General features: G+C 52.3%; 22 protein-coding genes. 4 read left to right on the top strand and 18 right to left on the bottom strand.

What is annotated here, in order from left to right; genetic code table 11:
• Positions 1 to 13: 13 nt before the first annotated feature.
• Both R0134_RS08215 and mtgA read right to left on the bottom strand, forming a co-directional pair.
• Positions 14 to 766 carry an HAD-IIA family hydrolase gene (locus tag R0134_RS08215; RefSeq protein WP_319781386.1) on the bottom strand — a complete coding sequence of 251 codons (753 nt, stop codon included), beginning with the start codon at positions 764 to 766 and terminating at the stop codon, positions 14 to 16.
• A gap of 103 nt (positions 767 to 869) precedes the next feature.
• Positions 870 to 1544, bottom strand: a complete 675-nt coding sequence (gene mtgA / locus R0134_RS08210) for a monofunctional biosynthetic peptidoglycan transglycosylase (RefSeq protein WP_319784331.1) — start codon at positions 1542 to 1544, stop codon at positions 870 to 872.
• Between the two features lie 188 nt (positions 1545 to 1732).
• Here mtgA and R0134_RS08205 point away from each other — a divergent pair, with 188 nt between their 5' ends.
• Positions 1733 to 2755: an adenosine deaminase gene (locus tag R0134_RS08205; RefSeq protein ID WP_319781385.1), complete on the top strand. Its 1023-nt coding sequence runs from the start codon at positions 1733 to 1735 to the stop codon at positions 2753 to 2755.
• Positions 2756 to 2886: 131 nt separating this feature from the next.
• Here the strand turns inward: R0134_RS08205 and gspD are convergent, their stop codons facing one another.
• From gspD to gspE, 11 genes are all read right to left on the bottom strand, one after another.
• On the bottom strand, positions 2887 to 4695 hold the full coding sequence (gene gspD / locus R0134_RS08200; RefSeq protein ID WP_319781384.1) for a type II secretion system secretin GspD: 1809 nt from the start codon (positions 4693 to 4695) through the stop codon (positions 2887 to 2889).
• 360 nt (positions 4696 to 5055) lie between these two features.
• The gene (locus R0134_RS08195; protein ID WP_319781383.1) at positions 5056 to 5574 is read right to left on the bottom strand and encodes a hypothetical protein; all 519 of its coding nucleotides are present in this window, start codon (positions 5572 to 5574) and stop codon (positions 5056 to 5058) included.
• Entirely contained in the window at positions 5571 to 6164 is a 594-nt protein-coding gene (gene gspM / locus R0134_RS08190) for a type II secretion system protein GspM (protein WP_319781381.1), read from the bottom strand. The genes R0134_RS08195 and gspM overlap by 4 nt, the downstream gene beginning before the upstream one ends.
• Positions 6161 to 7249: a PilN domain-containing protein gene (locus R0134_RS08185; RefSeq protein ID WP_319781380.1), complete on the bottom strand. Its 1089-nt coding sequence runs from the start codon at positions 7247 to 7249 to the stop codon at positions 6161 to 6163. Before R0134_RS08185 ends, gspM begins: the two co-directional genes overlap by 4 nt.
• A 12-nt stretch (positions 7250 to 7261) precedes the next feature.
• The gene (locus R0134_RS08180) at positions 7262 to 8176 is read right to left on the bottom strand and encodes a type II secretion system protein GspK (RefSeq protein ID WP_319781379.1); all 915 of its coding nucleotides are present in this window, start codon (positions 8174 to 8176) and stop codon (positions 7262 to 7264) included.
• Positions 8154 to 8834, bottom strand: a complete 681-nt coding sequence (locus R0134_RS08175; protein ID WP_319781378.1) for a prepilin-type N-terminal cleavage/methylation domain-containing protein — start codon at positions 8832 to 8834, stop codon at positions 8154 to 8156. The genes R0134_RS08180 and R0134_RS08175 overlap by 23 nt, the downstream gene beginning before the upstream one ends.
• A complete protein-coding gene (locus tag R0134_RS08170) occupies positions 8831 to 9211 on the bottom strand; it encodes a prepilin-type N-terminal cleavage/methylation domain-containing protein (RefSeq protein ID WP_319781377.1) in 381 nt (126 codons plus the stop codon). The genes R0134_RS08175 and R0134_RS08170 overlap by 4 nt, the downstream gene beginning before the upstream one ends.
• The gene (locus R0134_RS08165; RefSeq protein WP_319781375.1) at positions 9204 to 9638 is read right to left on the bottom strand and encodes a GspH/FimT family pseudopilin; all 435 of its coding nucleotides are present in this window, start codon (positions 9636 to 9638) and stop codon (positions 9204 to 9206) included. The genes R0134_RS08170 and R0134_RS08165 overlap by 8 nt, the downstream gene beginning before the upstream one ends.
• A 3-nt stretch (positions 9639 to 9641) precedes the next feature.
• On the bottom strand, positions 9642 to 10070 hold the full coding sequence (gene gspG / locus R0134_RS08160) for a type II secretion system major pseudopilin GspG (protein ID WP_319781373.1): 429 nt from the start codon (positions 10068 to 10070) through the stop codon (positions 9642 to 9644).
• Between the two features lie 10 nt (positions 10071 to 10080).
• On the bottom strand, positions 10081 to 11295 hold the full coding sequence (locus tag R0134_RS08155) for a type II secretion system F family protein (RefSeq protein ID WP_319781372.1): 1215 nt from the start codon (positions 11293 to 11295) through the stop codon (positions 10081 to 10083).
• A gap of 1 nt (position 11296) precedes the next feature.
• A complete protein-coding gene (gene gspE, locus R0134_RS08150) occupies positions 11297 to 13027 on the bottom strand; it encodes a type II secretion system ATPase GspE (protein ID WP_319781371.1) in 1731 nt (576 codons plus the stop codon).
• Between the two features lie 1520 nt (positions 13028 to 14547).
• Here gspE and R0134_RS08145 point away from each other — a divergent pair.
• From R0134_RS08145 to R0134_RS08135, 3 genes are all read left to right on the top strand, one after another.
• Entirely contained in the window at positions 14548 to 17181 is a 2634-nt protein-coding gene (locus tag R0134_RS08145; RefSeq protein WP_319781370.1) for a beta-glucosidase family protein, read from the top strand.
• Between the two features lie 387 nt (positions 17182 to 17568).
• Positions 17569 to 18441, top strand: a complete 873-nt coding sequence (locus R0134_RS08140; RefSeq protein ID WP_319781368.1) for a flagellar protein MotY — start codon at positions 17569 to 17571, stop codon at positions 18439 to 18441.
• 649 nt (positions 18442 to 19090) lie between these two features.
• Positions 19091 to 19882, top strand: a complete 792-nt coding sequence (locus R0134_RS08135) for a sulfite exporter TauE/SafE family protein (RefSeq protein ID WP_319781366.1) — start codon at positions 19091 to 19093, stop codon at positions 19880 to 19882.
• A 205-nt stretch (positions 19883 to 20087) separates the two neighbouring features.
• Here R0134_RS08135 and lpxM read toward each other — a convergent pair whose 3' ends face one another.
• From lpxM to R0134_RS08110, 5 genes are all read right to left on the bottom strand, one after another.
• Positions 20088 to 21056 (bottom strand): lauroyl-Kdo(2)-lipid IV(A) myristoyltransferase, encoded by a 969-nt coding sequence (lpxM, locus tag R0134_RS08130; RefSeq protein ID WP_319781365.1) that lies wholly within the window; start codon positions 21054 to 21056, stop codon positions 20088 to 20090.
• 54 nt (positions 21057 to 21110) lie between these two features.
• Positions 21111 to 21896, bottom strand: coding sequence for a DUF3025 domain-containing protein (locus R0134_RS08125; RefSeq protein WP_319781364.1), 786 nt, complete (start codon positions 21894 to 21896; stop codon positions 21111 to 21113).
• A gap of 564 nt (positions 21897 to 22460) precedes the next feature.
• Positions 22461 to 22562: a MetS family NSS transporter small subunit gene (locus tag R0134_RS08120; protein ID WP_319781363.1), complete on the bottom strand. Its 102-nt coding sequence runs from the start codon at positions 22560 to 22562 to the stop codon at positions 22461 to 22463.
• Positions 22559 to 24037: a sodium-dependent transporter gene (locus R0134_RS08115; RefSeq protein WP_319781362.1), complete on the bottom strand. Its 1479-nt coding sequence runs from the start codon at positions 24035 to 24037 to the stop codon at positions 22559 to 22561. The genes R0134_RS08120 and R0134_RS08115 overlap by 4 nt, the downstream gene beginning before the upstream one ends.
• Before the next feature lie 605 nt (positions 24038 to 24642).
• Complete coding sequence (locus R0134_RS08110; protein ID WP_319781361.1) at positions 24643 to 26010, bottom strand: DASS family sodium-coupled anion symporter; 1368 nt, start codon at positions 26008 to 26010, stop codon at positions 24643 to 24645.
• Positions 26011 to 26073: the final 63 nt, after the last annotated feature.

Here is a 26073-nt window from a genome sequence, read left to right as displayed (position 1 = left end):
TAAAATAAATAAATTAAAATAAATCAATGTCGGCCACAGAAGCGTACACATGCTGCGGGCGAAAGGGCATATTATCAATATCACTGATTTGACTGACGCCGGTCAGCACCAGCACCGTATCTAGGCCCGCTTGAAAGCCCGCTAAAATATCAGTATTTAAATTATCACCGATGATCAGCGTGTTCTCCGAGTGGGCGTCCATGTGATTAAGTGCCGCGCGAATGATCCAAGCACTGGGTTTACCCACATAAAACGGCTTTTTGCCGGTCATACGTTCGATAGGCGCGCACAAGGCACCGCAGGCGGGGTGCATGTGCGGACCATGGGTGTCGGGGTTGGTGGCGATAAAGCGCGCCCCTTGTGAAACAAAGCGTGCGGCCATTTGCATCATAGACCAGTTGTAATTGCGCGTTTCGCCCACTACTACAAAGTCTGGGTCTATGTCGGTAATGGTGAAGCCGGCATTATACAGCTCATGGATCAAGGCGCCTTCGCCAATCACATAGGCTTTTTCTCCACTTTGGCGCTTTAAAAAATCCGCCGTGGCCATGGCTGAGGTATAAAACATCGACTCAGGCACTTCAATCCCGACCGAATAAAAGCGGTTTTGCAGATCTTTGGGCGTTTGCGCCGGGTAATTGGTTAAAAATAACAGGTTAATCCCTTGCTCGAGTAGGCGCTGTACAAACACATCGGCACCGGGTATCAAGTCATTGTTATGCAAGATGACGCCATCAATATCACAAATCACATTTTTCTTAGTCACGGCATCTCTCCTTGCTGCATTATTTTATTTATCGTATAGCTCACGGCGCGCTGCCGGTTTATAGGGCAGTCACGATGCCACCCATCCGGTGGCTGCGCGTATTTTATTTACTGACGCAGCTGAGCAAAGGGCCCAGCTGTTTTACCCGCACCCGAATGGTGGCGGCTCGGCCTTGTACATAAGCCGAAGGTCGGCCCGCATTATATTGGCGAGGGTTAGGTAACACCGCCGCCAATAGCGCCGATTGATAAGGAGAAAGTTGGGCCGCCGAGGTATTAAAGTAGGCTTGTGCCGCCGCTTCTGCGCCATATATACCTGGGCCAAATTCGGCAATGTTTAAATACAAGGTCATGATGCGCTCTTTAGGCAACATCAGCTCCAGCATGGGCGTATACACTGCCTCTAGTCCTTTGCGTACCCAGCTGCGGCCAGGCCACAAGTACAGGTTTTTCGCGGTTTGCATGCTAATGGTGCTGCCGCCGCGCAGTTTACCTTCATTTTTAAATTCGCTCGCCACATCGGCAAAGGCGTCCCAGTCAAAGCCGCTGTGTTGGCAAAATTTATTATCTTCACTTGCAATCACCGATGATTTCAATGAGTTAGCGATGCGGTGTGCCGGTTGCCAGTGTTTGCTTAAACTTTCGCCTTCAATGAGGCGGATAACCATTAATGGCGTGACGGGTACGGGTAAAAAACGATACACCAAGGTTAACAACAGCGGCAGTACAATCACCAAGGCTAACAGCCAGCGCACCAGGCGTTTGAGAAAAGAAAACATCAATACAGAGTCCTTTATAAGGGGCGTTTGCTATTAGGTCACATTTCCAACCGTTAGCCCAGCGCCGTGCTGGCGTTTATGGTTAAATTTTTGTTATGTTGATACTTTATTAAAGTGCGCTATTTACGTGCACTTACGTCGAATTGAGCTGGCGACTACTGGCTGGTCGATGGCTCTGGAGAAACGCCATGTCAAATTTTATCAGTGACTTACCCAAAGTAGAGTTACACCTGCACATAGAGGGCACCTTGGAGCCCGAGCTGGTGTTTGCGTTAGCAAAGCGTAATGGTATCACTCTCAATTACTTAGATGAAAGCGCCTTACGGGCCGCCTATCAGTTTGACGACTTGCAGTCTTTTCTTAATGTCTATTATTCGGGCATGCAAGTGTTGCTCACCGAGCAGGACTTTTTTGACTTAACGTGGGCCTATTTGGTGCGCTCGCACGCCGATAGCGTGCGTCATGTAGAGATTTTCTTTGATCCCCAAGCGCATTTAGCTCGAGGTGTGCCCATGGCGGCGGTGGTCGAGGGCATAGTGCGCGCACTGGAGCAAGCGCGACAACAGTGGGGCTTAACCAGCCGCTTAATCATGTCGTTCTTACGCCATTTATCCGAAGAATCAGCGTTTGAGACGCTACGCTTGGCGGAACCTTTTCGCCATCACTTATCGGGGGTGGGGCTAGATTCGGCAGAAAAAGGCAATCCACCGACCAAGTTTGCCCGCGTCTATGCCGCCGCCCTTGAACAAGGCTATCGCTTGGTGGCCCATGCGGGCGAAGAGGGGCCAGCCAGCTATATTCGTGATGCACTGGATATTTTGGGCGTGGAGCGCATCGACCACGGAGTGGCCGCCATTACCGACCCACCTTTAATGGCGCGCTTGGCCCAAGAGCGCATTCCGCTCACCGTTTGCCCATTGTCTAACCTAAAGTTAAAGGTTATCAAGGATATGAGTGAGTTGCCGATCCCGCAATTTTTAGCGGCCGGCGTGTGCGTGACCATTAACTCAGACGATCCGGCCTACTTTGGCGGTTATATGAATGCGAACTATCAGGCGCTGCAAGAAGGTTTAAATTTAAGCGATGAAAATATATTAGAGTTGGCGCTCAACAGCGTCGAAGCCTGTTGGTTATCGCCAGAAGAAAAAGCACATTTGGCCTCTGACATTCGTGACCACGGCCACGCTTATGGCGTTGTATTACCGAGCTAAAACGGCGCCACTTTCATGGAAGACTATTTGTGTGTTCATGAAAAAATCTGACTGGTATAAACACTCACTTAATTTGTTTGCGCTCCCACGCTTGGCGGGGGAGCGCCTATTCCTGCGGTGGCTCTTACTCCTTACATGGCAATGCTCTGCAGTTTTTTCCGGTATTCCTGGGTAACGGCGCGTGCATCTTGCTGATTGATGACAGCTGTGGGAGTAATCAACACCACCAACTCAGTGCGTCTGACACTGGTGCCACTGCTACCAAAAATCCAGCCCAGTACCGGAATATGGCGAAGACCGGGTACTCCCTGGCTGTCCTGGGTTTTGTTTTCACGGATCAGGCCACCTAGCACCAGAGTGCCTCCGCTCTGGATGGCGACTCGGGTGTTTATCTTGCGCTGGGTGATGGTCGGGGAGTCGATACCAGAAGTGGTGGTCGGGGCCACGTCATTCACTTCCTGGGAGATATCTAATACCACCATGCCGCCGGAATTCACTCTGGGAGTCACCTCTAACAGCACCCCGGTATCTTTGAATTGAATGGTACTGGTGGTATTGAGGTTATCGCTGCCGGTATTGGTGGTTTCTGAGGTGCGCACCGGCACCTGATCGCCAATGCGGATAACGGCGGTATGGTTATCCAACACCATCAAGGAGGGGGAAGAGATAACATTGAGTTTGGAATCACTGGCTAGAGCGGTCAACAGAGCCCGGGTGCCGGTAGCATTGAATATTTCATAGCTCGCCGAGGCCGCTACGCCACCGCCAAACGGCGAAGGAATAGGCAGGGCTCCTACGGCACCGGCACCTCTGAGTCCTCCTCCTAGGCTATTTCTAAAATACCATTGCAGTCCGTAACGCAGCTCATCCTCCAAGCTAACCTCGACTATGGTGGCTTCTACCAACACCTGCAATGGCTGTATATCCAGCCGCTTGATGGCCTGTTCGACCTTTTGATAATCGGCGCTAGATGACATGATCACTAGCGCGTTGCGCTCGAGGTCGGCGATAATGCTGACATCCGCGACATCCAGATTGCTGCTATGCAAACCGATGGGCTGGGGAGTCGGTGGTGGGGGCGGTGTTATGCCACTGGTATCGGTAGCCACCGCTGCGGGGAGGGGCGCGGGACCGCCCGTGTTGCTGTGATTGCGTCGCTGATTGTCAAACAGCTGGGTTAAGAGCTCAGCCAGATTATCGGCCTTACCATTTTGCACATGATAGACATACATATTAAGTCCGCGGGGATTTTCAGCGCGATCGAGGCGTTCGATCCAGATACGGGCATCAGTCAGGTAGCGTTCTTGAGGGGTGATCACCATCAGGGCGTTGAGTCGCTCTATGGGCAGATAACGTATCATGCCAGCCAGTGGACCTTCGGCTTCGTTGCCAAAGATGGCCTGCAGCTCGTCGGCGATAATATCGGCACTGCTGGCTTGCAGCCGAAATAGCCCCACCGACATGCCCTTTAGTTGATCGACATCGAAAATACCAACGGTCTCCCTAATATTCTGCAATTCATCCTCGGTGCCTACCAAGGTGAGCATATTACGTCTGTCATCCACTAATACCCCCCCTTGACGTGGTTTGATGGGTTCGAGGATTTTCTCCATTTCTCGAGCGCCAATATAGCGCAACGGCAGCAGTAGCATTTGATAGCCACGCCCGACTGCCAGCGCCAGTGTCGGATTCAGGGAAGCCGAGGGCACGTCGGTCGCTGGCACCACTTCGAAGCGGCCATTATTGTGTATCAGTACGGCACCATGAGTCTGCAACAGACTTTCTAAGGTCGGGAGCACATCATCCCGGCTGATCGGTCGGCTGGTTTGTAGATACACAGGGCCACGAACTCGGTCATCCAGGCTGTAGTTTAATTGCAGTATGTCACCCAGTATGGTCTTGACCACTTCGGCAATATCCGAGCCCTGAAAATTAAGCATAATGTCACCTGATGCCGGTTCTGCTTGTGCTGCATTATTAAGTTTGACGAAATTTCCAGACCCGCGATACATTTCCGAACGGGGCAGTCGCTGGACCGCATTTTCTGTTATCGGCAGCGGATTAGTGGCAGGGCGGGGCAGATTCTGGGTTGGTATCCGGATTGGATTTACGCTGCTGGTGACCTGGGGTTTTCCCCAGGGTTTGTCCAGCGTGGCTCTGTCGCCGGTCGGAGTACTGCAGCCAAACAGCAACACACAGCAGAGTAGGGGGCACAGCCATCTTGATTGATATAAAGTTGTCATAGTGATCCTATTATCATCCTTGATACCTGTTATAGGGCCTAGGTTATCGTAGCTAGGTTATTGGATCTCGGCGTTTGCTTGCCCTGCTTGTTGGTCCGTTGGCAACGAACCTGTATTCGATCTGGATGCTTCTGGTTCTGTTCCCTGCGGTCTGGGCTCCCTGAGCTCCAGTACCAATTGTTGGCTGCCATCACTCAGGATCACGGCCTCAGCCTGTATTTCTTCCAACTGCCAGCCCCTGTCCAGATACAAACCTGTCTTCAGCCGCCGCCGGCCTTCTCCCTGACGTTCACTGAACAGCGCCAGCTGCTGCTCCCCCTCCCATACCACACCGGTCAGTCGCCATGCTGCCCGTAGCGCTTGTGCCGTGGTGCCGGTTGCTGTTGGAGTCTCATCGCGTTGCAGAGGGCGACGACTTTCTTCGAACAGGGGCCGCTGGGTGATTGCCTGAAAATGATCAAGCCCGGGGTAGACTTGGCGGGGGGACTCGCCATCGAGCTGACCCTGTGCGAACTGGAGGAGCATGGACAGGATCGTGGCGGTGGCCAATATCCCGCGTAATAGCACATGATTCATGGTTGCTCCCCGATACTGTAACCGATCAGATTGAAACGAATATCGAGAGCGGCCTGCTGCGGCAATCTGGGGTTCTGACGTCGACGGCTGGGTCGATTGGGCCTAGCATTGGCGGTGATCACCAAGTCGTCAATAAACAGTATAGGCTTACTTGACTCCACTTGATGAAACAGCGGTACCAGTTGTGCTAGTTGTCCTTTTAAATGCACCCCCAGTACGATGCCGAGCAAAGGCGTTTGCTCATTGAGCTGCTGGTTCTGAATGCTGACCAGCTGGATATCATGGCGGCCAACCAGGGTGCTGATATATTGCTGTAGCCAGGCTGACGCCAGTGAGAAACTGGTTTCTGGAACATAAAGCGCCGAGTCGGGGTTTTGTTGTTGCAGGGATTGGATTTGGAGCTTGGTTTGCGGCAGTTCGTCGTATATGCGCCGATAATGCAGCAACTGGCTTTCCAGTTGGGTCAGGGTCTGGCGCTGATGGATAAATAGCTGGAGCAAAGGCGCGATAAGCAAGCCGACCACTAGTAGCAGGGCGGCCACCAGCAGCACCACGGCGGTAATTTTTTGCTGTTGGTCGCTGAGTATCATAAAGGCTCCCCGCTGCCAAAGCGGGCTTGAAGTACAAATCTTTCCTTATTAGTGCTGGTATTACGGGTGATAGGGGCAATAAAACGCACATCAAAAAACAGCGCTGAGCCTTCGAGCAGGCCGATTAGTTCAGAGGCTCTGGCCGACTCTCCTTTGATCTGGACTCTATCTTGCTGAAGTTCAAGGCGATCTAACCAAGTATGGTCCGGCAATAGCTGGGTCAGTTCATCCAGCATGGGTAGCACAGCAGGTCGGGTGGCTTTGGCATTCAGCAAAAATTGCTTGTCTTCTTGCAGTGCCTTTAACTGACGTTTCAGCTGGGCGGCCTTTTCGGCTTCGATTTTAGGCTCGGTCAGTTCGGTTTTCAGGGCCGTTATCCTGGCTTGTTGCCGATAGAGGGGCAGCGCAATTAGCAGCACCCCTATTATCAAGATCAGCAGACGACGGAGCTGCCTAATGTTTCGTGTTCGTCTGCTGGACGTATTTTCCGGCGTGGTTAAGGGAATGGCGAGTGTGGTGGGCAAAGTGCGACTGACCACGCGGGCCGGGCGTAAATCAAGCGCATCAAGTTCAGATAAAACAGGGTCGAGTTGTGTTTTTGTGGTCAGCAGCAGTTCTACCAAAATAGTTTGAGCGCGTTTATGTTGTTCCACAATGCGGTAACCGAAATAGACCTCTTGGGCTTGAAAGGGGGTATGTTTGTCCATTTCAAAGGTGAGTACATTGTGTAGCTTGTCGGCGGTCGCCGCAGGCAGAGTGATGCGAGTATGGAGTAAGTCGGTGTCGGGTAGACAAAGCTGAAAGTGGGCGGCTTTTCCCTGTAGCCTAGTCAGCGCTTGCAGCTGCGCTTCGGTTGGCTCTGCATCTAATTCCAGCTGTTCGTTTTGTGGCTGCAATAACAATTGATAACGCCCCTCATCGAGAGCGAGCGTCAGCGTTTGTTTCTTTCCATGCAGCGCGTGTTGTAACGAGGAGGGGAGCAGCGTCAGCAACTGGCATGTCCACCACTGCCAGAATTTACTCAGCAGTTGCAACAGATCATGGCGCCATTGTTCCAGTGCATAGCTCAACTTACCTCCACTCATAGGGCGTCTCCGTTACAATTCAGGCTCGGTAAATAGCGGCAGATGTTCCTGTGTTATGCGTTGTATATCAGGCCGTCCGCGTTGCCAGCGCAGGGTGGCAGTCAAGCGGTGGCGATGTCCTGTACCGATGCGGGCTTCCGTGTGAATAGTGTAGTTGACTCCGAGGCGCCTGCGCGACGAGGGTTGGCCAGAAAGCAGGTCGGGATCAGGGGGCGGCAAACCATTTTTTTGATGGCTGCGCCTGTCTTCAATAAACTGGGAAACTCGAGTTTCATCGACATTGGGCAAGGACAGTAATACTAGGCGTGGCGCGAACTGGGGATTGATGTCGTTCTCAGGGTTATGGGTGGTCAGGGCATGGCGGATGCGCCGATAAATCTCAGCGGTCATGCCCAATACCAGCTGCAGCTCTGCAACTGTTGTAAAAGGGGCATTGGCCGGGCCCTGTTCTCGACCGGCACCGATATAGTCATCGTATTCGGCGCCATTCAGGCGTGTTAGGTCGTCGTTATCCCGCCAGTCGAGAATGGCATCCACCAGCTCGGCCGCTAGGTCATCTTCTACCTCGGCGGCCCTGAACAAGCGGGCCAGCAGAGCTTGGTCGGCCCCATTGACATCGATACGGCCACTATCGTTGAAGGTGGCCACCCAAATCTGGGTGTCATCCAGCAGGAAGTGATAGGGGCTGCCATCGGCCAGCCAAGCTCTTTGTTCGGGCGCCATGCTTAGATTGAACAGCGCCAATTGTATGCCGGCTTCTGCCGCTAGCCGAGCCTGTTGTGCATTGGTGATATTACGGGTCTGCTGGCCCAGGCTGCGGCTGGTCAGCGCCAAGCTGCTGGCGATCACGGTCAGCAGCATTAATACCCAGAGTACACTGAGCAGGGCAATCCCCCGTTGCAGATCAGAAGGTTTCTTTGATGTCATAGCTGTTTTTCCGAGGTGTGACAACCAAGGGCGGCCAGTCCTGTTGCTGTTGGCTGTTGCCCACTTGGATGCGGATTAACTCTGGCAGCTGGTTTTCATTCAGCCATTGAGCTTGCCAGCTGGGTGGGTGGTCTTTTTCTCGGGGCTGATAGGATATCGTCAGGCTGTCGGCGCTCATCTCCAGCAGCGGTGCAACTCGGCCAGGGGTCTGGAAATCGCCCTTGAGCTGCTGCCAATTCACGCTGAAGTCCGCTTCATTCTCGATAAAAGGCTGGGCTTTTAGCTGTAACCGAGGCTGGTTTGGGTCGGTCTCATCCAACACCAGATAAAACCAAGTATGCCCTACCACGGCGGCGGAAGATCGCAGTGGTAGCGGCAATGGCGCGAGGAAGAACAGCTCAGTTTCGGTGCCCTGGAATGACAGCAGGTAATTTTCTGCCGGATCCCACAAGTCCAGCGATTCGGCCTGCTCTAGCAGATTGCGCAGCGCATGATAGGTCTGGCCCATTTCACTGGTTAGCGCGCCATGGGCATTGACGGTTTCCCAAGCCCGACTGGCCAGGCGCAAACCGCCGAATATCAAACCGGACAACAGGCTCATCAATACCAGAGCGATCATCATCTCCAGCAGGGTAAAGCCCTTGGTTGACGATGTCATAGGCCCTCTTCCCTGACTAGGCGCAGGCTGGTCAGGCTAAGCTGCTGCTGGCCCCAACCTACCGTCACGGACAGTCGATAAGGAACCAGCGGCGATGCTTGAGTTGTCATCCAGTGCACATCGAATGTTTCTATTCTAGTTTGCCACCAGTATTTGTTATCAAAACGGCCTTGTTCCTGCCCTAGTCGCAGGAACGTGCCGGCTGCCAGCGTGACCATTTTTGATTCTGCCAACAGCAGCGCCCGCTGCTGTTCCTGCGCCGACTGTGTGGTGCGAATGGTGAGTGAAAAAATATTAAGCAAGACCCCTAAGGTGACGGTCAATATGGCGAACGCCACTAGCACTTCCAGCAGAGAAAAACCGTGTGTCTTATTCAAGGGTACGTACACTCCCAGTCAGCCAGTTGACCTCGATTCGGTATTGTCCCGATGAAGACGAGAGCGTAACCAGACCGCCACTGGCGCTGCCATCCGGATAAAAGATCAGTCGCGGCTGCGGGGAGTTGGCCTGGATCCCGTTTTGTGCCGTGAACAGCAGTTGGATATTTTTCGGCCAAGCATAAGTTTGCTCAGCACCCAAGATACGGGTTTGCCGTGCTTGGCCATCAAATACCAGCTCTGTTGCTTGAGCCTGGGCGATGGCCTCACTGCGTGCCATTCTGAGCAGGGAGGCCGTTTGCTGGCTGTAGGTTTTCAAGGTCACGCCGGGCAACAGCGCCGCGAACTTGGGCGCGACTATCGACAATGCCAGCATGGCGATCACCATGACCACGACTAGCTCCAAAAGCGTGAAACCGCGTGTCATGGGTTATTCCCAACTACCCACATCTCGGGCCTCGCCTTCACCGCCTTCCTGGTTGTCTGATCCCAGACTGAACAGGTCAAACTCCCCTTGTTGGCCTGGATAACGATACTGGTAAGCGTTACCCCAAGGATCCGCAGGAATCGTCCGTTTGGTCAGATAGGGCCCGTTCCAGCCCCGAACATCGCCGGGCTCACTGAGCAGGGCGGTCAGTCCTTCGGATGCGGTGGGATAACGGCCGACTTCCAGCCGAAACAGATCCAGCGCCGAGCTGAGCTCTTTTATCTGCAGGCTGGCGGTTTTGGTCTTGGATCCACTCAGTTGTTTCAGTACCTGAGGGCCGACTAGGCTGGCCAGCAGGCCAAGGATAACCAAGACTACCAGCAGTTCCAGGAGGGTAAAGCCAGTGATGGATGGTCGGGTTCTGTTACGCATTGCTATCTCCCTATACAGGCAGTTCGTTGATATTCAGGATGGCGACCAGAATAGAAATGATAATGCCAGCGATAATAAGCCCTAGGCCGACAATCAGCAGCGGCTCCAATACGGTCAGCAGACGCTGAATGGCCGTTTCCACCTCTTGATCGTAGCGATCCGCCACCTTGAGCAGCATCTCTTCCAGTTGTCCTGTTTCTTCCCCCACCTGAATCATTTGTATCGCCAGCGGAGGAAAGACGCCCGAGGCCAGCAGCGGTTCCGCCAGACGCTTACCGGCCTTTAGGCTGTCTGCCGCCGCATCCAGAGTTTGGGCCATGCGGCTGTTGGTCAGGGTGTCTTTGGCAATATGCAGGGCATTTAGCAAAGGTACCCCGCCTTTCATCAACGTGCCCAGGCTACGGCTGAAACGAGCCACCTCTAGCCGTTTTAGCAATTCGCCCACCAGCGGCAGCCGAAGTAGAAAGCTGTCCCAGTGCAGCCGTATTTCGGGCTTTCGTAGCTGGCGCTGGCCATAAATCAGCATCAGCAGCACCACGAGCAACAACCACAGCCCCTTGCCTTTGATAAATTCGGCGGTGCCGATCACGATGCGGGTTGCCAGCGGTAGCTGCTGGCCCATATCGGCAAACAGTTGCTGAAATTGGGGGATCACATAGGTCAGGATGATCAGTAAGGAGGCCGCCGACACCAGCAGCAGTATGGCGGGGTAGAGCAGGGCCGACAGCGCCTTTTCTTTGAGCTGACGGCTACGTTCCATATACACGGAGAGATCGGCCAAGCCTTGCTCCAGATTACCGGCAATCTCGGCGGCCTTGACCATGTTGAGATAAAAATGGGAGAAAGCGGTGCCCTGTTCGGCCAGCACCATAGACAAGGGCTGACCGCGGCGTACCCCTTCTTGAAGCTGCCCGAGCAGCTTGTTATCGGCGGGGTTGCTGCGCACCTGCATCATGATGCTAAAGGCGCGCTCTAGGGCAACACCCGCTTTCAACAGGGCGGCGAGATCCTGAGTCAGCACCTGGATTTGGCGCTCATTTACGGTTTTTCCGGTCAAACTCAGGCTCAAAGACAGGGGTTTATGTGGGTCTATTGGCTCCACCAGCATGGGGATTAAGCCTCTGTGTTGCAGCTGGAGCAGGATGGCTTGCTGATCGGTGCCTTCTAGCCGGCCTTCCTGGATTTCGCCCTGCTGATTAACCGCTTTAAAGTGATAGAGTGCCATCTCAGGACTCCTGAGTGACGCGGAGCACTTCTTCTATATGGGTCAGCCCGGCCAGTGCTTTTTGAATGCCGTCCGCATACATGGTGCGCATGCCGTTGTTGATGGCGGCTTTTTGGATCTGGCCGGCATCAGCATGTTGAAGTATCAGGCGGCGAAGTTCATCGTTCATGGTGAGCAGCTCCTGAATGGCCAGCCGGCCGTGATAGCCAGTCCCGGCGCAGTGGCTGCAGCCGATGGGCCTAAATAGCCGAATGGTTCCTTCTGGAGTGAGGGGGAGCCCGAGTTCGCGAACCAGCTCCGGCAGCGGGCTGTATTCTTCTTTACAGTGGGGGCAGAGTACCCGTACTAGGCGCTGGCCAATCACCCCGTTGAGAGTCGAAGTGAGCAGATAGTCTTCTACCCCCATTTCCAGCAGCCGGGTGACGCTACTGGCGGCATCATTGGTGTGCAGGGTCGACAGCACCAAGTGGCCGGTCAGCGCCGACTGTATGCAGATGCGGGCGGTTTCCAGGTCGCGCATCTCACCCACCATGATCACGTCGGGATCTTGGCGGACGATGGAACGCAGGGCGCTGGCGAAGGTCAGCCCGATACTGGGTTTAACATGGATCTGGTTGATGCCTTCCAGCTGGTATTCAACCGGATCTTCCACCGTGATCAGCTTGCGCGCTATGGTATTAAGCTGATTCAGTGCCGTGTAGAGCGTGGTGGTCTTACCGCTACCGGTGGGGCCGGTGACCATCAGCATGCCGTGGGGGATTTTGAGCACCTGTTGCAGCCGGAGCTGAGTGTCGGCGGCAAAGCCCAGAGCATTGAAGTCCAGCACCACGTTTTCTCGGTTCAACAAGCGCATCACCAAGCTTTCACCATGCATGGTGGGCACGGTAGAGACCCGGACGTCGAGATCCTGCCCTTGTACCTTTAATTCGATACGGCCGTCCTGAGGCAAGCGGCGCTCGGCGATGTTCAACCGCGCCATAATCTTGATGCGAGAAATGATGGCCGGCGTCATATTAACCGGCGGGGCTTCCGCCTCCTGCATAACGCCGTCGATGCGGTAACGAATGTTAAGGCGACTCTCGAAAGGTTCCACATGAATATCAGAAGCTCGCAGTTCCACCGCCTTCTGGATGATCAGATTGACCAAGCGAATGACCGGCGCCTCGCTGGCCATGTCTTTTAGCTGTTCTATGTTTTCTTCGGTATCTTCCGGCTGATCCACCGACGACATAATATCGCCCATTTGGCTCTGGCCCGCGCCGTATAATTTCTCGATCGCCGCAGCTATCTCCGAGCGGATCCCGACCTGCAGCCTGAGCGGTTGGTGGCAGACCATGGTCATAGCCTTGACGGCAAACTCGTGCTGGGGATTGGCGATGGCTACCACCAGGGTATTTTGCTCTTGGCGCAAGGGTACCAGTTGGTATTCTTTTAAAAAGCGGTAGGACAAAGGAGTGTCAATCGGTGTCGACAGCGGATATTCATTACTCTGGCTTAGGGGCAGGCCGGTGATGGTTGCTATGCAGCTAGCCAAGTCCCGCTCTGACACTAACCCTAAGTTGAGCAGCAAGGATATCAGCGGCGTGGCGGTGGGCTGATGGTGTTGCATCCGCTCCACCCGCAGCCAGTCTTTTTCGCTGATGTGTCCAGCCCGGATAAGCGCCTGTCCCAGTGGCATCAGATCGGTCACCGCCAGCTGCTCTGTGTCCATATCATTCCCCTGAAAGTACAAATTAAATCACCGATCTTGATACGGCACCTCAGAGCGCCGACGGGATGCCGAGTAGCACATGGTCGAAAACGGTTGCTGTCTTTTTGGCCCCTGTCTTCTATTGGTTACTTAAGCAGTCCGGTATAACTGCTGTGGATAGCCAGCTCCAAACTGCGGCGAAGCTCTCTTCGCCGGGCCAGCGTAGCTGGTTAGTTTTAGAGCTAAACCTAAAGCCAAATTCCAAACCGTGCTGAATAAATTTGCACCTACAAGATCAAAACCCAGCGCTAAGACAGTGGCGAAGGAGTCTTGAATCTTTAAGAGCCTGTAACGACAAAATCCACGTTAGTTCCGCAGCATTACTTAGTGTTTGGCATCATCGCCGATGATTTACTCTGGATAACGGTTAAATAAGCATAGACGACTTTAAACAACCTCAAAGTTAGCAAAGTAGTCAGAGTTCACCCTGTTATCGAAGCCAACTTTTCTGTGATGTGCTTTAAAAAATAAAATAATGGGCCAATTAAGAGGGGGTAATTAAGGTGTTTTTTATTGTGCTAGATGCTCATTTGAGTTTTGTATTAGTGTTAATGCTTTATTAATCGGTATGGATTATTTAAAAATAGGGCCGTTTTTACCGATTGTTAATAGGCGGGTGTGGTGAGTTTATTTGTGTGTATTTAATATTAATTCAAATGCGGAAAATCACATAGAAAGGGCCCATTAGAATCAGTTAGCATAATCAAGCTGAAAACAAAGCCAAAAAATATGCTAATAAATCTGAAGTTGGGGAAATTATCAGAGATCCAGATCTGAGGTTAAAACGATTGGCGTGGCCTGATGAGGAGATGCTATAGGCGGCATTCGGGTACTGCTCTGGCAGCGCTGGGTCAGGATGGAGCCGATATTTGTTTGTAGAATGGCCAGAGAATAAAAATATTTATAGTATATTTAGTTCGATAAAAATTAATGTTATTCCATTTTGTTTCTAATATTAAATTAACCAATTGAATTATATGGCATCAATACATCAGAGTATGCTTAACTAACTGTGTTTCTATTGTTTTTTGGTTAAAGATGAATCCGTGATAATTGTTATTAGTTGCTTAATCTAACTACCGTGGTCTATTTTTATAAAGCTATGTGCTAGAGGGGGAGTGGAATGTGTCGGCGTTGCTTTAACGCCGATTCCGTCAAGAATATCTCCCCTTCATAATACTTGTTCTGCTCATGCACCTACTCCTTGCGAGCATAGGAGCGTGAGAAGTTAGAAGTTAGGTTGTTCAGAAATCGCCTCATGTACGAACAAAGATAAGGTACCAAATAAGGGACAAAAAAGAGGCATTTTTACGCTTTGTGTCATTGACGAGATCTCGGGAGTAACTTAAGTTTCAACATGCAAGTGACTGTATTACAAATTATTTTGTTGATGCCGTCGCAAGCTGGCACGTCAGGTTTGATGTGCCACATGTTCAAACTGATCCGAGAGATAGACAAGGAGGTTATCCGAAGCCTACTAAATAGGTAGATAGGAGATCGTGATGAACCACCACACATTAATAGCGGCGCTCGTGGCAGTCGTGCTGCCTGTAGCGCTGGTCGCTCAGGAGGGAGGCCCCAGCCCGAACGAGATCGCCGCCGATGTCTTGCTTGGCAAGATGACGCTCGAACAGAAAATCCAGCAGATCGGTAACCAGCCTAACGTGTCGGACCTGCCCACAGGTTTATACCGTGCCGAAGGCGGTGGACTTAAGGAGTGCGGCTTCTCGTTCGTGGGGCGCAGCATTCCAGGCATACCCGATCTGGATATTCCCACCATTCGCGAAATCAACGGCGGTAACGGTATTCGCGGCGGCTCCTGTACCCCCGAACCCGTTATGACCGCTGGTCCCTCCATGACTCTGGCCGCCGCCAGCTTCGACCCAGCCCTAGTCGAGGGCTGGGGTGAGGTGGTGGGAGTCGAGTCCTTTGCCATGGCCAGCCAGGTGTTGCTGGGTCCGGCGCTGAATCTTATCCGTACGCCCTATGCCGGGCGCGCCCAGGAATACCCAAGCGAGGATCCCTATCTGGCAGGTATGATGGGCGCCGCCCAGGTGCGGGGCATTCAGTCTCAGGGCGTACAGGCTCAGATAAAACACTTCGTAGGTAACGAGCACGAATTCCAGCGCGAGCGCTGGACCGCAGGGGTGCGCATTCCCAGCCGGGCGATGCACGAGCTGTATCTGCTGCCCTTTGAAATGGCGGTCAAGGATGGGCGTGCTGCTTCCATCATGTGTGCCTTTCCCTACCTGAATGACACCGCCTATATCTGCGACAGCCAAGATGTACTGGTAAAGACCCTGCGTGAGCGCTGGGGCTTTGATGGCTGGATCGAGAGCGACCGCCGGGCGATGCACAGTACAGTGGATGCCCTGCTCGCGGGTGTAGGTTGGGAACTCGACTTTCAGCCCAAGTACTACACCGCAGGCAAGATCATGGCTGCCATCAACAACGGCGACATCACGGAAGCAGATATTGATGCCGTGCTCAGACCCCGCTACATCAAGATGTACGAATTCGGCCAATTTGCCGACCCCTTCGACACTATCATCAATATCGATACCGATCCCAGCATAGATCGAGCCGTAAACGCCCAAAAAGCGCGAGCCTTGGCTGAAGGCGGCATTACGCTGCTCAAGAACGAGGGAAACTTGCTGCCGTTGGGCTCCAACGTCCAGTCGATCGCCCTGATCGGCCATCCCTGGTTCGCGGGCTCCGCGAGCATAGCGCCGCGTAACGGCGACCCGAAAGAACTGGCCACTGTGGTGGCACCACCAGAGTTCACCGTGACCCCTCAGCAAGGTCTGGAGGAATTTGCCGACAACGTGGCATATAACGACGGTACTGACATTGCGGCAGCGGTTGAGCTGGCAGAAAATGCCGACGTCGTTATCTTGATGGTGGGTTCCACCCCACGGGAGAGCCGGGATTTACTGAGCCTGCGCCTGCCCGATCTCTGCCTGTTTGATAAAAAACCCAGCTACGCGAATCTCTGTACCAACGCAGAAGAAGTGTATTGCCCGCCGGGCGTGCCCGGACTATCTGAAAACTGCGTGTACCAGGATGATCTGGTTCAGGCCATGGTTAATGCCGGTTACGGTAACAAGACCGCCGTGGTGCTCTACAGCGGTGCCGGTATCTTGATGGATCCCTGGTTGGATGATGTTGGCGCCCTGATCGCCGCTTGGTTCCCCGGGCAGGAAGACGGCGCCATTATGGCCGACATCCTGTTCGGTGAACTCAACCCGTCGGGCAAGCTGCCGGTGACCTTCCCTACCAGTAATAGTGAGGCGGCCTTTACCACCGAGGCACAGTATCCGGGTCTGCGTGAAGATACCGGTCAGCCCGGCGGCCCCGGTTTTCCTGGTATAGACGTCGGTGATTGGGAGGACTTGAATGAAGACCAGTTGATCAGTAACTATACCGAGAATCTGCAGATGGGCTATCGCTGGTATGAGGCCAACGGTGTAACGCCGGTATTCCCGTTCGGACACGGTTTGTCTTACACTACCTTCGAGTACAGCAACTTGCGGCTCAACAGGGAGTTCCGCCGTGAATTTACTCAAATGCCTATTCTGGGTTTAGCAGGACTGCCGACAAATCTGGTTCCTAACCGTACTATTCCAATGCTTAAAGGTCTGGTGCCTGTGCTAACTGTGGAGTACACAGTCACCAATACGGGAGCCGTTGCCGGTGCTGAGGCCACACAGGTCTATCTGAAGCTACCTCGGCAGGCTGAGCAGCCTTCTAAACGTCTGGTCGGCTTCGATAAAGTCTATCTCGAACCGGGCGCGAGTGCTCGGGTCTCGGTCCAGATAGACGCTGGCGCCTCTAACCATCCATTCTCTTACTTCGTGCCGGATAATCCGAACGATCTGACTAAGTGGGCGGATGGTGAATGGGCCTCGGCGACGGGCCGATATGAAGTGCATGTGGGTGGTTCATCGGCAGATACGCCTCTTGTTGGTCGTATCGGTATGGCATTCCCGCGCGTTGGCAAGCCCAGTAACAAGTTTGCTCCGCAACTAGGAGAGCAAATTCGCAATACCGTTGATGAGAGACTGGCGCAGGCTTTCACACCCATTGGCAACCGCTTCGGCATTGCCTTACCGAGGTTTGCTAATCAGGAAAATTAATCTGGGCATTTAACGTCGGTTAACCAAGATGCCTGGCCACGGCAAACGATCCGCAGTGGTCAGGCACACATCCTTTCGCAAACAGGTGCGGCGCACCGAGTCGCAGAGAACTCTAGCCCCATTCAATCCCCCTTGTTATACCAAGTCGTGTCGTTCATCACGACGCCATCGCTTTACTGATCGTGTTTGCTTTTAATTTCCACTAGAGAAGAGCATAGCGCCGAGTACGCTTCTTTTATGGTTACTGCCTTAAGCGGCGGCACAATATCGCTTAGCAGCATCTTTGCTGCTATGTGTCAGGTGACACCACAAAAACCTCCCAATAAATCCCTAAAGAATAAACACCCTGAGCCGATATTAATATTATCGATTTATAGGAGAGCTGGCGTGCGCATCATATTTTTATTAGCAGGGCTGACCCTGTGCACTACCGCTTGGGCACAGCCCCGCGCCTATATCGCTAATTTAGAGCAGTCTTTATGGCGGCTCACTGCAGACTCGGCCATTGAGTGCCGCTTAGAGCACCCGATTCCCAGCTTTGGCACCGGCGCCTTTATCAGTGAGGCGGGTAAAAATATTAACTTGGTGTTCGCCCTTAGCCCGCTGCGTGCCCAGCCGCGCACCCAAACCGCTTCGCTCGTCAGTCAGTCACCGCAGTGGCAGCCTGGCCGTGGCGCTCATCATCTGACACGAGTGACCTTTTATCAGCAGTTTGATGCCATGGTTGAGCAGCAGGCGGCTTGGGTGATGCTGGAAGAGCTGAGCCAAGGGCGTTGGCCGACCTTTTATTTTGATGATTGGTATCGCAAAGGCCAGCTCACCAGCGTGGGGTTATCGTCGGTGAATTTTCGGGCTCGCTATGCGGCTTTCTTAGATTGTCAGGCCAGTTTGCTGCCTTACAGTTTCGAAGACATCGCCTTTAGTGTGCTCAATTATGTAAATAACGCCGATATGCTGACTGAGCACTCCAGCAAGCGCTTAGCCATGATTGCCGAATACGTGAAGGCCGATCCTAATATCGATAAGGTAGAAATTAATACCTATACCGATAGCTTTGGCACCGCTTACCACAATAAAGAACTGTCCCAAAAAAGAGCCAAAGCCATTAAAGCCTACTTTTTAGAGCTGGGCTTGCCAGAAGGCAGTATCAGCCTTGAAGGGCACGGCGAGCGCCGCCCGATTTCAGATAACAGAAGTGCGGATGGCCGTGATACCAACCGCCGCGTGGTCATCAGCCTAGGTGCCAAAACTCAAATCTAGTACCAGTGCAGCATCGGCGAAGAGGACTTCGCCCCGGTCTGGGTTTTGCTTCAGGCCTGCGAGTTTTAAAACCCGCCAGTTACGCTGTCCCGCCGAAGTCCTCTTTACCAAAGAGACGGGCGGCTACAAGGGACATTTTGGTTTGGTTTCGTAGGCGAACACTTGTTCTCGCATTACGCCGTAGGCGTAAATTTGTAAAACCATCCAGCTACGCTGGCCCCGCGAACAAGTTGCGGGCTACAAGGGCATTTGATTTTGGTTTTGTAGGAGCCCGTCTCTTCGGTAAAGAGGACTTCGGCTCGGTGTTGTTTTAAAACCCGCCAGCTACGCTGTCCCGCCGAATAAATTGGCGGCTACAAGGGACATTTTGGTTTGGTTTCGTAGGCGAACACTTGTTCTCGCATACGCCGTAGGCGTAAATTTGTAAAACCATCCAGCTACGCTGGCCCGCTAAAGTCCTCTTTATCAAAGAGACGGCGGGCTACAGGATCACCGTCTTTTGTAGGTGGCCATATCGTAGATAGAGAGCATGAGGCACGGTTTTGCACTGAGCTTGGTTCTGAGTTGTTTTTATCGGTCAGTATTACAGGCATAATGGCGGACTTATTTGACATCATACTTATTAAAAATAATCCGTTAGGAATCAATCATGACTTGGTTAATGTATTTGGCCTTAGGTGCTTTTGCCGGCACCTTGGCGGGCTTATTTGGGGTGGGCGGCGGCTTAATTATTGTGCCGGTACTTATTATCAGCTTCAAGTTGCAAGGCATAGGCGGTGACTTGGTGACGCACATGGCGGTGGGCACCTCCCTGGCCACCATTATGTTTACCTCGCTCAGCGCTATTCATACCCATCATGGCCGCAGGGCCGTTGACTGGCGCTTAGCTGCCATGATCTCAGTGGGCATTGTGATAGGGGCTTGGCTCGGCGGCTATACGGCTGACAAACTATCTGGGCCGTTATTGCAACGCTTGATTGGCTTGTTTGCTTGGTTAATGGCGGCACAAATGCTGTTTGGCTTAGCACCTAAAAGCGGGGCACAACTGCCGGGTAAGCCGGTTCAAGTGGCGGTGGGCGGCATTATTGGCTGGGCGTCTGGTATCTTTGGTATTGGTGGTGGATCGCTCACGGTGCCGTTTTTAACCTGGTGCTCGGTGCCCATGCAGCGCGCGGTGGCCGTGTCTGCAGTGTGCGGTTTCCCAATCGCCTTAGTGGGTGCACTCAGTTATGTGGTTCACGGGTTGGCTCATGAAGGCTTGCCGGCCGAAGCGTGGGGTTATGTGTATTTACCGGCCTTAATCGGCGTGAGCTTGGCCAGTATGCCCTTTGCCCGCTTAGGCGCGACTTGGGCACACAAACTCTCTGCCGTGGCGCTTAAACGTGGCTTTGCTGTTTTCTTAATTCTTGTTGGCGCCAAGTTTTTGTTGTTCCCGGGCTAAAACATAGTCAGACACTAAACAAAAAAACGCCGAGTCTTAGACTCGGCGTTGTTGTTTCTAGCTTTGCTGCGCAAAGCCGGCCAGCTAAAGCGGCCTCTACGTGCTTAGCGCTGTTCTCTGGCTATCAACCAATCGTCGATACGGCCCACTAACCACAGTACAAATAGGCCGAGCGCCACCCATAACAGATATTCGAGCATCGCCATTAACGCTTTCTAATGGCGCGAATACCGGCTTCATAACGGCCATCATCGGTATCGACTTGCGTTTGAAAATACTTTAAAAACCACATGTATTGCTCGGGCCACTCGATTAACAGCGCTTCAATTTCGGCGTTCATGGCGCGGGTATCGGCGGCTAAATCAGCGGTGGGATAGGGCGCCATGGCGGGGCGCATGATCAGCTCATAACGATGCAGTTTGGTGTTATACACGCTGAGCACCGGTATTACTTTAGCGCCGGTGAGCTTTACTAGCTTAGGCAGTGCGGGCAGCGTAGCTTTAAGCTCGGCAAAAAAGGGCACAAACAAGCTGGCTTCTCGGCCATGGTCTTGGTCGGGCAAATAAAAGAAATGTTTGCCAGAGCGAATGGTTTTTATCACCGCTTTAATGCCCGCATCGCGCTCGTAAACGATGCCATTAAAACGGGCGCGCTGGCGGTTGATAAACCAGTCAAATACCTGATTTTTTGCGCTGTGCATCATGGTGCACATGGGTAAACCTAAAGAGGTTAAATACAAACCGCCCGCATCTATGGCCCAAGTGTGGGGGATCATAAAAATGATTTTTTCGTCATTCGCCAAGCAGGCATCAAGGTGCTCTTGGCCTTGCACCACAAACCGGCTTTGCAAATAGTCTTTACTGCGGGCCGTCCACTCACCGTAACTGATAAAGGTCATCAAGCCGGCGCGAATAGAATGGGCCAAGATGTCATCCACTTGCTGCGCGTTAAGCTCAGGAAAGCACAGCTTAATATTAGTGCGGGCAATATAGCAGGGCTTTTTGGCCAAACGCATCAGTAACGGCGTAAAGGCACCGGCAAAGGCATCGCGTGCGCGCACTGGTAGCCACGCCAACAGCCATAATGCGGCGATGGCCAGCCAAGTGAGCCAGTATTTTGGGTGCAAATAATGACGTTTAAACGTGAGGTCATAAACGGGGTCAGCCACAGACACAGCAGATTCCTTTTAATAATGAAGCGGGCAGTGTAAGAAAAAAATCCGCATAAATCATCTGTTACGACGCGGACGAAAGTAATCCTGATTTTGATAAAAAGCTGGATCCTCGTTTGCGGGCCACCAACCGGGAATGCCCAGTAATGGCAGCGGCAGTAAGGATCTCGGCTGGTCAAACAAGGCCGAGCGCTCAAGCTCAATGGCCAACTGTGGGTCGAGGCGGGCATATTGCTCGGCGCGAGTCAGCGTAAAAAAGCTTGGCTCCACCTCAATCAGCACGCATTTGGCCGTTAAGCCAATAAAGGGTGCCAAGGCCTGTTCGTATAAGGCGTGACCAAAAATAAACGGCTGCCACTGGCGGCCAAAGCGGGCGCGTTGTTCTATAAATAGCGTCTGCCAAGCATGTTGTTTTAATAGCGCTTGTACTTCGTCTTTATCGGTGACCGCTAACACCAAACCACATTCATCAAAATGGGTAATGCGATCCCGCCTTGGCGTGCGTTTTAAGCCTAAAGCGCTAATGTCGTCCATGTGCAAACGGCTGAGTAAGGCTTTGGTTTGCGGGAATAAAGCCCAGATCAGCGCGCCAAAAAGATCATGCCAGTTTTGCTCGCGAGTGGGCACTAAGCCTTGCGCCACTGATTGTTCGTAGTAGCAATTAAGCGCATTAAATTCTGCGTCATTAATAAAGCGCACCGGCAAGGGCTCACCGGATAATGACGGGTTTAAGTGCACATTGAGCTCGGCAACCGTCGGCCATTGCTGATGGTCAATATCAATTAAGCCCGCTAGTTGTGCGAGCAGGGCATTACGCTGGAACACATCGGGATCCCAATCCATGATTACTACTCACTTCTTAAAATTGGCACATCATAACATAAGGCTAACGCGTCGATCAGCGCCGTGACTCAGGAGCGAGAAGAGCAAAGGCCTTTGATGTGTAGCCGGCCATGTTTGCCCTTGTAGCCCGCCGTCTCTTTGGTAAAGAGGACTTCGCGGGGCCAGCGTAGCTGGATGGCCTTAGATCCAAACCTAAAGCAAAATCGGCCCGAATAAATTGGGCCCTACAAAACCAAATGTCCCTTGTAGGGTTTTATAGCCGAACACAACAGCAAAACAGTGGCGAAGTCCTCTTCGCTGTAGAGACGGCCACACTACAAAAGATATCGCCCTTGTAGCCGCCCGTCTCTTTGGTAAAGAGGACTTCGGCGGGCCAGCGTAGCTGGCTGTTTTTGAGATTTAATATTTAAACCAAAAACACCACACCGTAGCTCAATACCTTTCACCTAAAACACGTGGCACAAAAAACAGTTGCACTGTGCTATTTGACATAAAAAAACGGTCAACTCAAAGGAGTTGACCGTCGTTACTGCCGCGTACGACACTTGATAAGCTTTACTTTGGTTAGCGCTTGTTAGCTTTCATGGCCAAGCGGATACATAAGGCGGCACCGCCCCAAGTAATCCCTAAACCTATGATTAACATGATAATGGCGCCTGTGCTCATGAGCGCACCTCCTGCTTACTGTTAAGGTTAATGACCACTGCCAATACCAGCATCAAGGCCAACACGCCCCAGCCCAACGTATTCACTTCAAAGTTTGAATAGCCGCCGTAGTTTTCGCTAAAGGCGGTTTTGATGTTGTTCGACAAGATGATCAGCAAGATGCCAACAGAGACAAACTTAATGCACACTGTCCACCACAGGCCGATGCTAAATTCCGACAAGCGATTGGCATGTTCTTTAAAGTCAGATAAGCGGCACAGCCAGCCCACCAGCAGTAACTCCACCAAACAAGAGCTGAGCAAGGCGATGTTATTGATGAAGTAATCCACCAAGTCGAGCAGCAAGATGCCGCCTTGGGTGATGTAGAGCGAGCTGACCACTAAGCCCACCGAACAAAATACGGTGGCGGTTTTAGGGCGGCTCCAACCTAATTTATCCATTAACCCCGTGGTCACGGCTTCAGCAATAGAGATATGCGAGCTAATACCGGCAAACATTAAGGCACAGAAGAACAAGGGGCCCATGATACCAGGTGCGGGCAGCAAGTTAATGGCGGTGGGCAGGGTGACAAACGCCAAGCCTACGCCAGAGCTGACCACGTCGGTGAGGTCTTTACCTTGGGCTTGGGCCATATAGCCCAAAGCGCCAAAAATCATGATACCGGCCAGCATAGAAAAGCCGCAGTTCATCAATACCGTCATAAAGGCGTTATTATTGATATCAGACTTTTCAGGTAAATAGCTGGCATAAGACAGCATGATGGCAAAACCCACGCTGAGCGTGAAAAAGATTTGCCCGTAAGCGGCGGACCACACTTTAAGATCCCAGATCTTGCTAAAGTCCGGCTCTAACAGCCAGTTAATGCCATCCAGCGCGCCCGGTAAAAAGATAATGCGACCGATCAGTAATAACACCATCACAAATAGCAGCGGCATTAATATTTTATTAATTCTTTCGATGCCGCCTTTAACGCCACGGTAAGTCGCAAAGTAGGTAGCGGCCCACGCCAAGCACAAGGGCAGTAACAAATGCCATTGCAAGCTACCTAAGTTTGAGGGCGCGCTGTCGTCTGCGACACCTAAAAACTCACCAAAGAAGAAGGCATTGCTGTCTTCGCCCCACGCTTGAGTAAAGGCAAAATAAGCATAAGAAATGGCCCAGGCAATCACCACTACGTAGTAGAAAGCGATCATGGCCGAGATCATTACCTGAAACCAACCCAACCATTCAAACTTATTGTTGAGGGCGCGCAGGGTTTTGGGGGCACCCGAGCGATATTTATGCCCGAGGGTAAACTCCAAAATCATAAACGGAATGCCCGCCGTGAGCATGGCAAACAGATAAGGGATAAAAAACGCCCCCCCGCCATTTTCGTACGCCATATAAGGGAAGCGCCAGATATTACCCAAGCCCACGGCCGAACCCACGGCGGCGAGGATAAACCCGGTGCGCGAGCCCCATTGTTCTCGTTTCATAATAACTCCTTGATTGGTCTTTACCGCTAAGGATAGATAAGTGGCGCGCAGAATAAGGAGCCCCAGCACCAAAATCAATCTATCCACTGGTGCGGCCAGTGCGTTAAGGCCAAGTGGTCAATGGCATAAGCAAGCTCAGCTGGTGCCTAGGGCTGGTTTTTGTGGTGTGGCTAGAGTTTTATGCTAGCAGGCTGCTAATTAGTAGTTGATGTGTGGTTTTTTGGTTTTTAGCATAAACATCGTATTAAACACCTTTTGTCAGCACGCTTTACTGGTAAGGCAGTGCGCGCCACTGTGCCATAAATTGAGTGTGAAGCTGCTTAGCGCGCCAAAAAGGCCCATAAAAATAGCCGCTGGATAAGCGGCTATCGGATTTCTTAAGTAAAACGGTATAACAGGCGTGGAACCACAAAAGCCTTTAATGGGTGAGGGCTGCTCTATGATGCACTTGTGTTTGGCCATTATCCAAAAGCGTTACTTTCAGATCTTATCATTATTTTTCCGTGTTCTTCTGTGGATTCCGTTGCAAAAAATTATTGGGTTAAGCCCTGTTTTCATCGCTGTTACAGCGGACTACTGCTCAGTGAGCAGTGTGCTGACCTGCGTTAGCCAAAGGCATAAAAATAAGCCGAGAGCACGCCAATACAGGCCAAATTGAGTACGATACCGGCACGCATCATTTGTTTCTGTTGAATAAACCCAGAGCCAAATACGATGGCATTAGGTGGGGTGGCCACCGGCAGCATAAAGGCACAGGAAGCGGACACCGCAATCACAGATGCCACCATCACCGGCGACAAGCCTAAGCCTTCTGACACCGCCACAAACACCGGGATCAGCAGGGCGGCGCTGGCGGTATTAGAAGCCAGCTCAGTTAAAAACACCACAAAGGCGGTGATCACCAATAAGATCACAAACGGGTTCGCCGTGCCCAGCATATCCGCTAAAAAGCTCGCCAAAAATAAACTGGTGCCGGTTTCTTTGAGTACATGGCTTAAGGTTAAACCGCCACCAAACAACAGCAGCACGCCCCAGTCGGTGTGTTTTTCAATGTGTTTCCAATCGGCCACGCGGGTAATGCCAATTAAGGCGATGGCCAGCAGCGCCACTATGGTGTCAAACGAACTTAGGTTGCCCAACGCCGCAGAAATGGGGCTGGAAAATACCCATAAAAATACCGTAATGGCAAAAATACCTAAGGTGACTTTGCGTTGTCCGGTCCAGACAATCTGCTCGGCGGCCAGCTCAATGCGCTCATTTAATTGCGGGCGGAACAAGGCATATAAAATAGCGATGGCGATGGGCAGCAGTATCAAGGTGACCGGCAAGCCCAGTGCCATCCATTCGTTAAAGCTCAAACCCACTTCGGCGGCGGCAATGGCATTAGGCGGGCTACCCACTAAGGTGGCGATACCGCCGATGCTGGCGCTGTATGCCACGCCCAGCAGCACGAATACATAAGTGCGATAATGGCGCTCGGCGTCCAAGCACGCTAATAAGCCTAAGGCCAACGGCAGCATCATGGCGGTGGTAGCAGTGTTACTGATCCACATGGATAAAAAGGCCGAGGTAAAGAACAGCAGCAACACCGCCACACTCAAGCGACCTTTAGCCAGATACAAAATCCGGCTGGCAATCAAGCGGTCTAATTGCTGACTGTGCAAGGCGGCGGCCAGCGCAAAGCCCCCCAAAAACAGAAAAATAATGGAGTTAGAAAAATTACTCAAGGCGTCATTGGTCGTTAAAATACCCAAGCCCGCGGCTAACAGCGGCACCAAGAGCGCAGTAATGGTAATATGCAGTGCTTCGGTCAACCACAGCACGGCAATAAAAATCAGCAGGCTTAAGCCCTTAGTCACGCCTTCATCAAACGGCAGGGTATTCAGCAGGATGACAAATAGCAGAATGTCGGCAATTAAAATGGCCCATTTGGCCTTTACCGTCAGGGTTTGCTGTGGAACGTCTACGGACATTAGGTTATCTCGTTATATTATTGTTTTATCGAAGAATATAAGTATACCACTAGACCTAGGGTA

The organism is Oceanisphaera sp. IT1-181 (genome assembly GCF_033807535.1).
In the GTDB taxonomy this organism is placed as follows: domain Bacteria; phylum Pseudomonadota; class Gammaproteobacteria; order Enterobacterales; family Aeromonadaceae; genus Oceanimonas.
Note: the sequence above shows the minus strand (reverse complement) of the source record. Positions and strands in the feature narration are given on the sequence as shown.

Bases quoted from the DNA above. Each gene is read 5' to 3' on its own strand.
- mtgA (WP_319784331.1), bottom strand. From the start codon at position 1,544: ATGTTTTCTTTTCTCAAACGCCTGGTGCGCTGGCTGTTAGCCTTGGTG.
- R0134_RS08205 (WP_319781385.1), top strand. From the start codon at position 1,733: ATGTCAAATTTTATCAGTGACTTACCCAAAGTAGAGTTACACCTGCAC.
- gspD (WP_319781384.1), bottom strand. From the start codon at position 4,695: ATGCTTAATTTTCAGGGCTCGGATATTGCCGAAGTGGTCAAGACCATA.
- R0134_RS08195 (WP_319781383.1), bottom strand. From the start codon at position 5,574: ATGAATCATGTGCTATTACGCGGGATATTGGCCACCGCCACGATCCTG.
- gspM (WP_319781381.1), bottom strand. From the start codon at position 6,164: ATGATACTCAGCGACCAACAGCAAAAAATTACCGCCGTGGTGCTGCTG.
- R0134_RS08185 (WP_319781380.1), bottom strand. From the start codon at position 7,249: ATGAGTGGAGGTAAGTTGAGCTATGCACTGGAACAATGGCGCCATGAT.
- R0134_RS08180 (WP_319781379.1), bottom strand. From the start codon at position 8,176: ATGACATCAAAGAAACCTTCTGATCTGCAACGGGGGATTGCCCTGCTC.
- R0134_RS08175 (WP_319781378.1), bottom strand. From the start codon at position 8,834: ATGACATCGTCAACCAAGGGCTTTACCCTGCTGGAGATGATGATCGCT.
- R0134_RS08165 (WP_319781375.1), bottom strand. From the start codon at position 9,638: ATGACACGCGGTTTCACGCTTTTGGAGCTAGTCGTGGTCATGGTGATC.
- gspG (WP_319781373.1), bottom strand. From the start codon at position 10,070: ATGCGTAACAGAACCCGACCATCCATCACTGGCTTTACCCTCCTGGAA.
- R0134_RS08155 (WP_319781372.1), bottom strand. From the start codon at position 11,295: ATGGCACTCTATCACTTTAAAGCGGTTAATCAGCAGGGCGAAATCCAG.
- R0134_RS08145 (WP_319781370.1), top strand. From the start codon at position 14,548: ATGAACCACCACACATTAATAGCGGCGCTCGTGGCAGTCGTGCTGCCT.
- R0134_RS08135 (WP_319781366.1), top strand. From the start codon at position 19,091: ATGACTTGGTTAATGTATTTGGCCTTAGGTGCTTTTGCCGGCACCTTG.
- R0134_RS08125 (WP_319781364.1), bottom strand. From the start codon at position 21,896: ATGGATTGGGATCCCGATGTGTTCCAGCGTAATGCCCTGCTCGCACAA.
- R0134_RS08120 (WP_319781363.1), bottom strand. From the start codon at position 22,562: ATGAGCACAGGCGCCATTATCATGTTAATCATAGGTTTAGGGATTACT.
- R0134_RS08115 (WP_319781362.1), bottom strand. From the start codon at position 24,037: ATGAAACGAGAACAATGGGGCTCGCGCACCGGGTTTATCCTCGCCGCC.
- R0134_RS08110 (WP_319781361.1), bottom strand. From the start codon at position 26,010: ATGTCCGTAGACGTTCCACAGCAAACCCTGACGGTAAAGGCCAAATGG.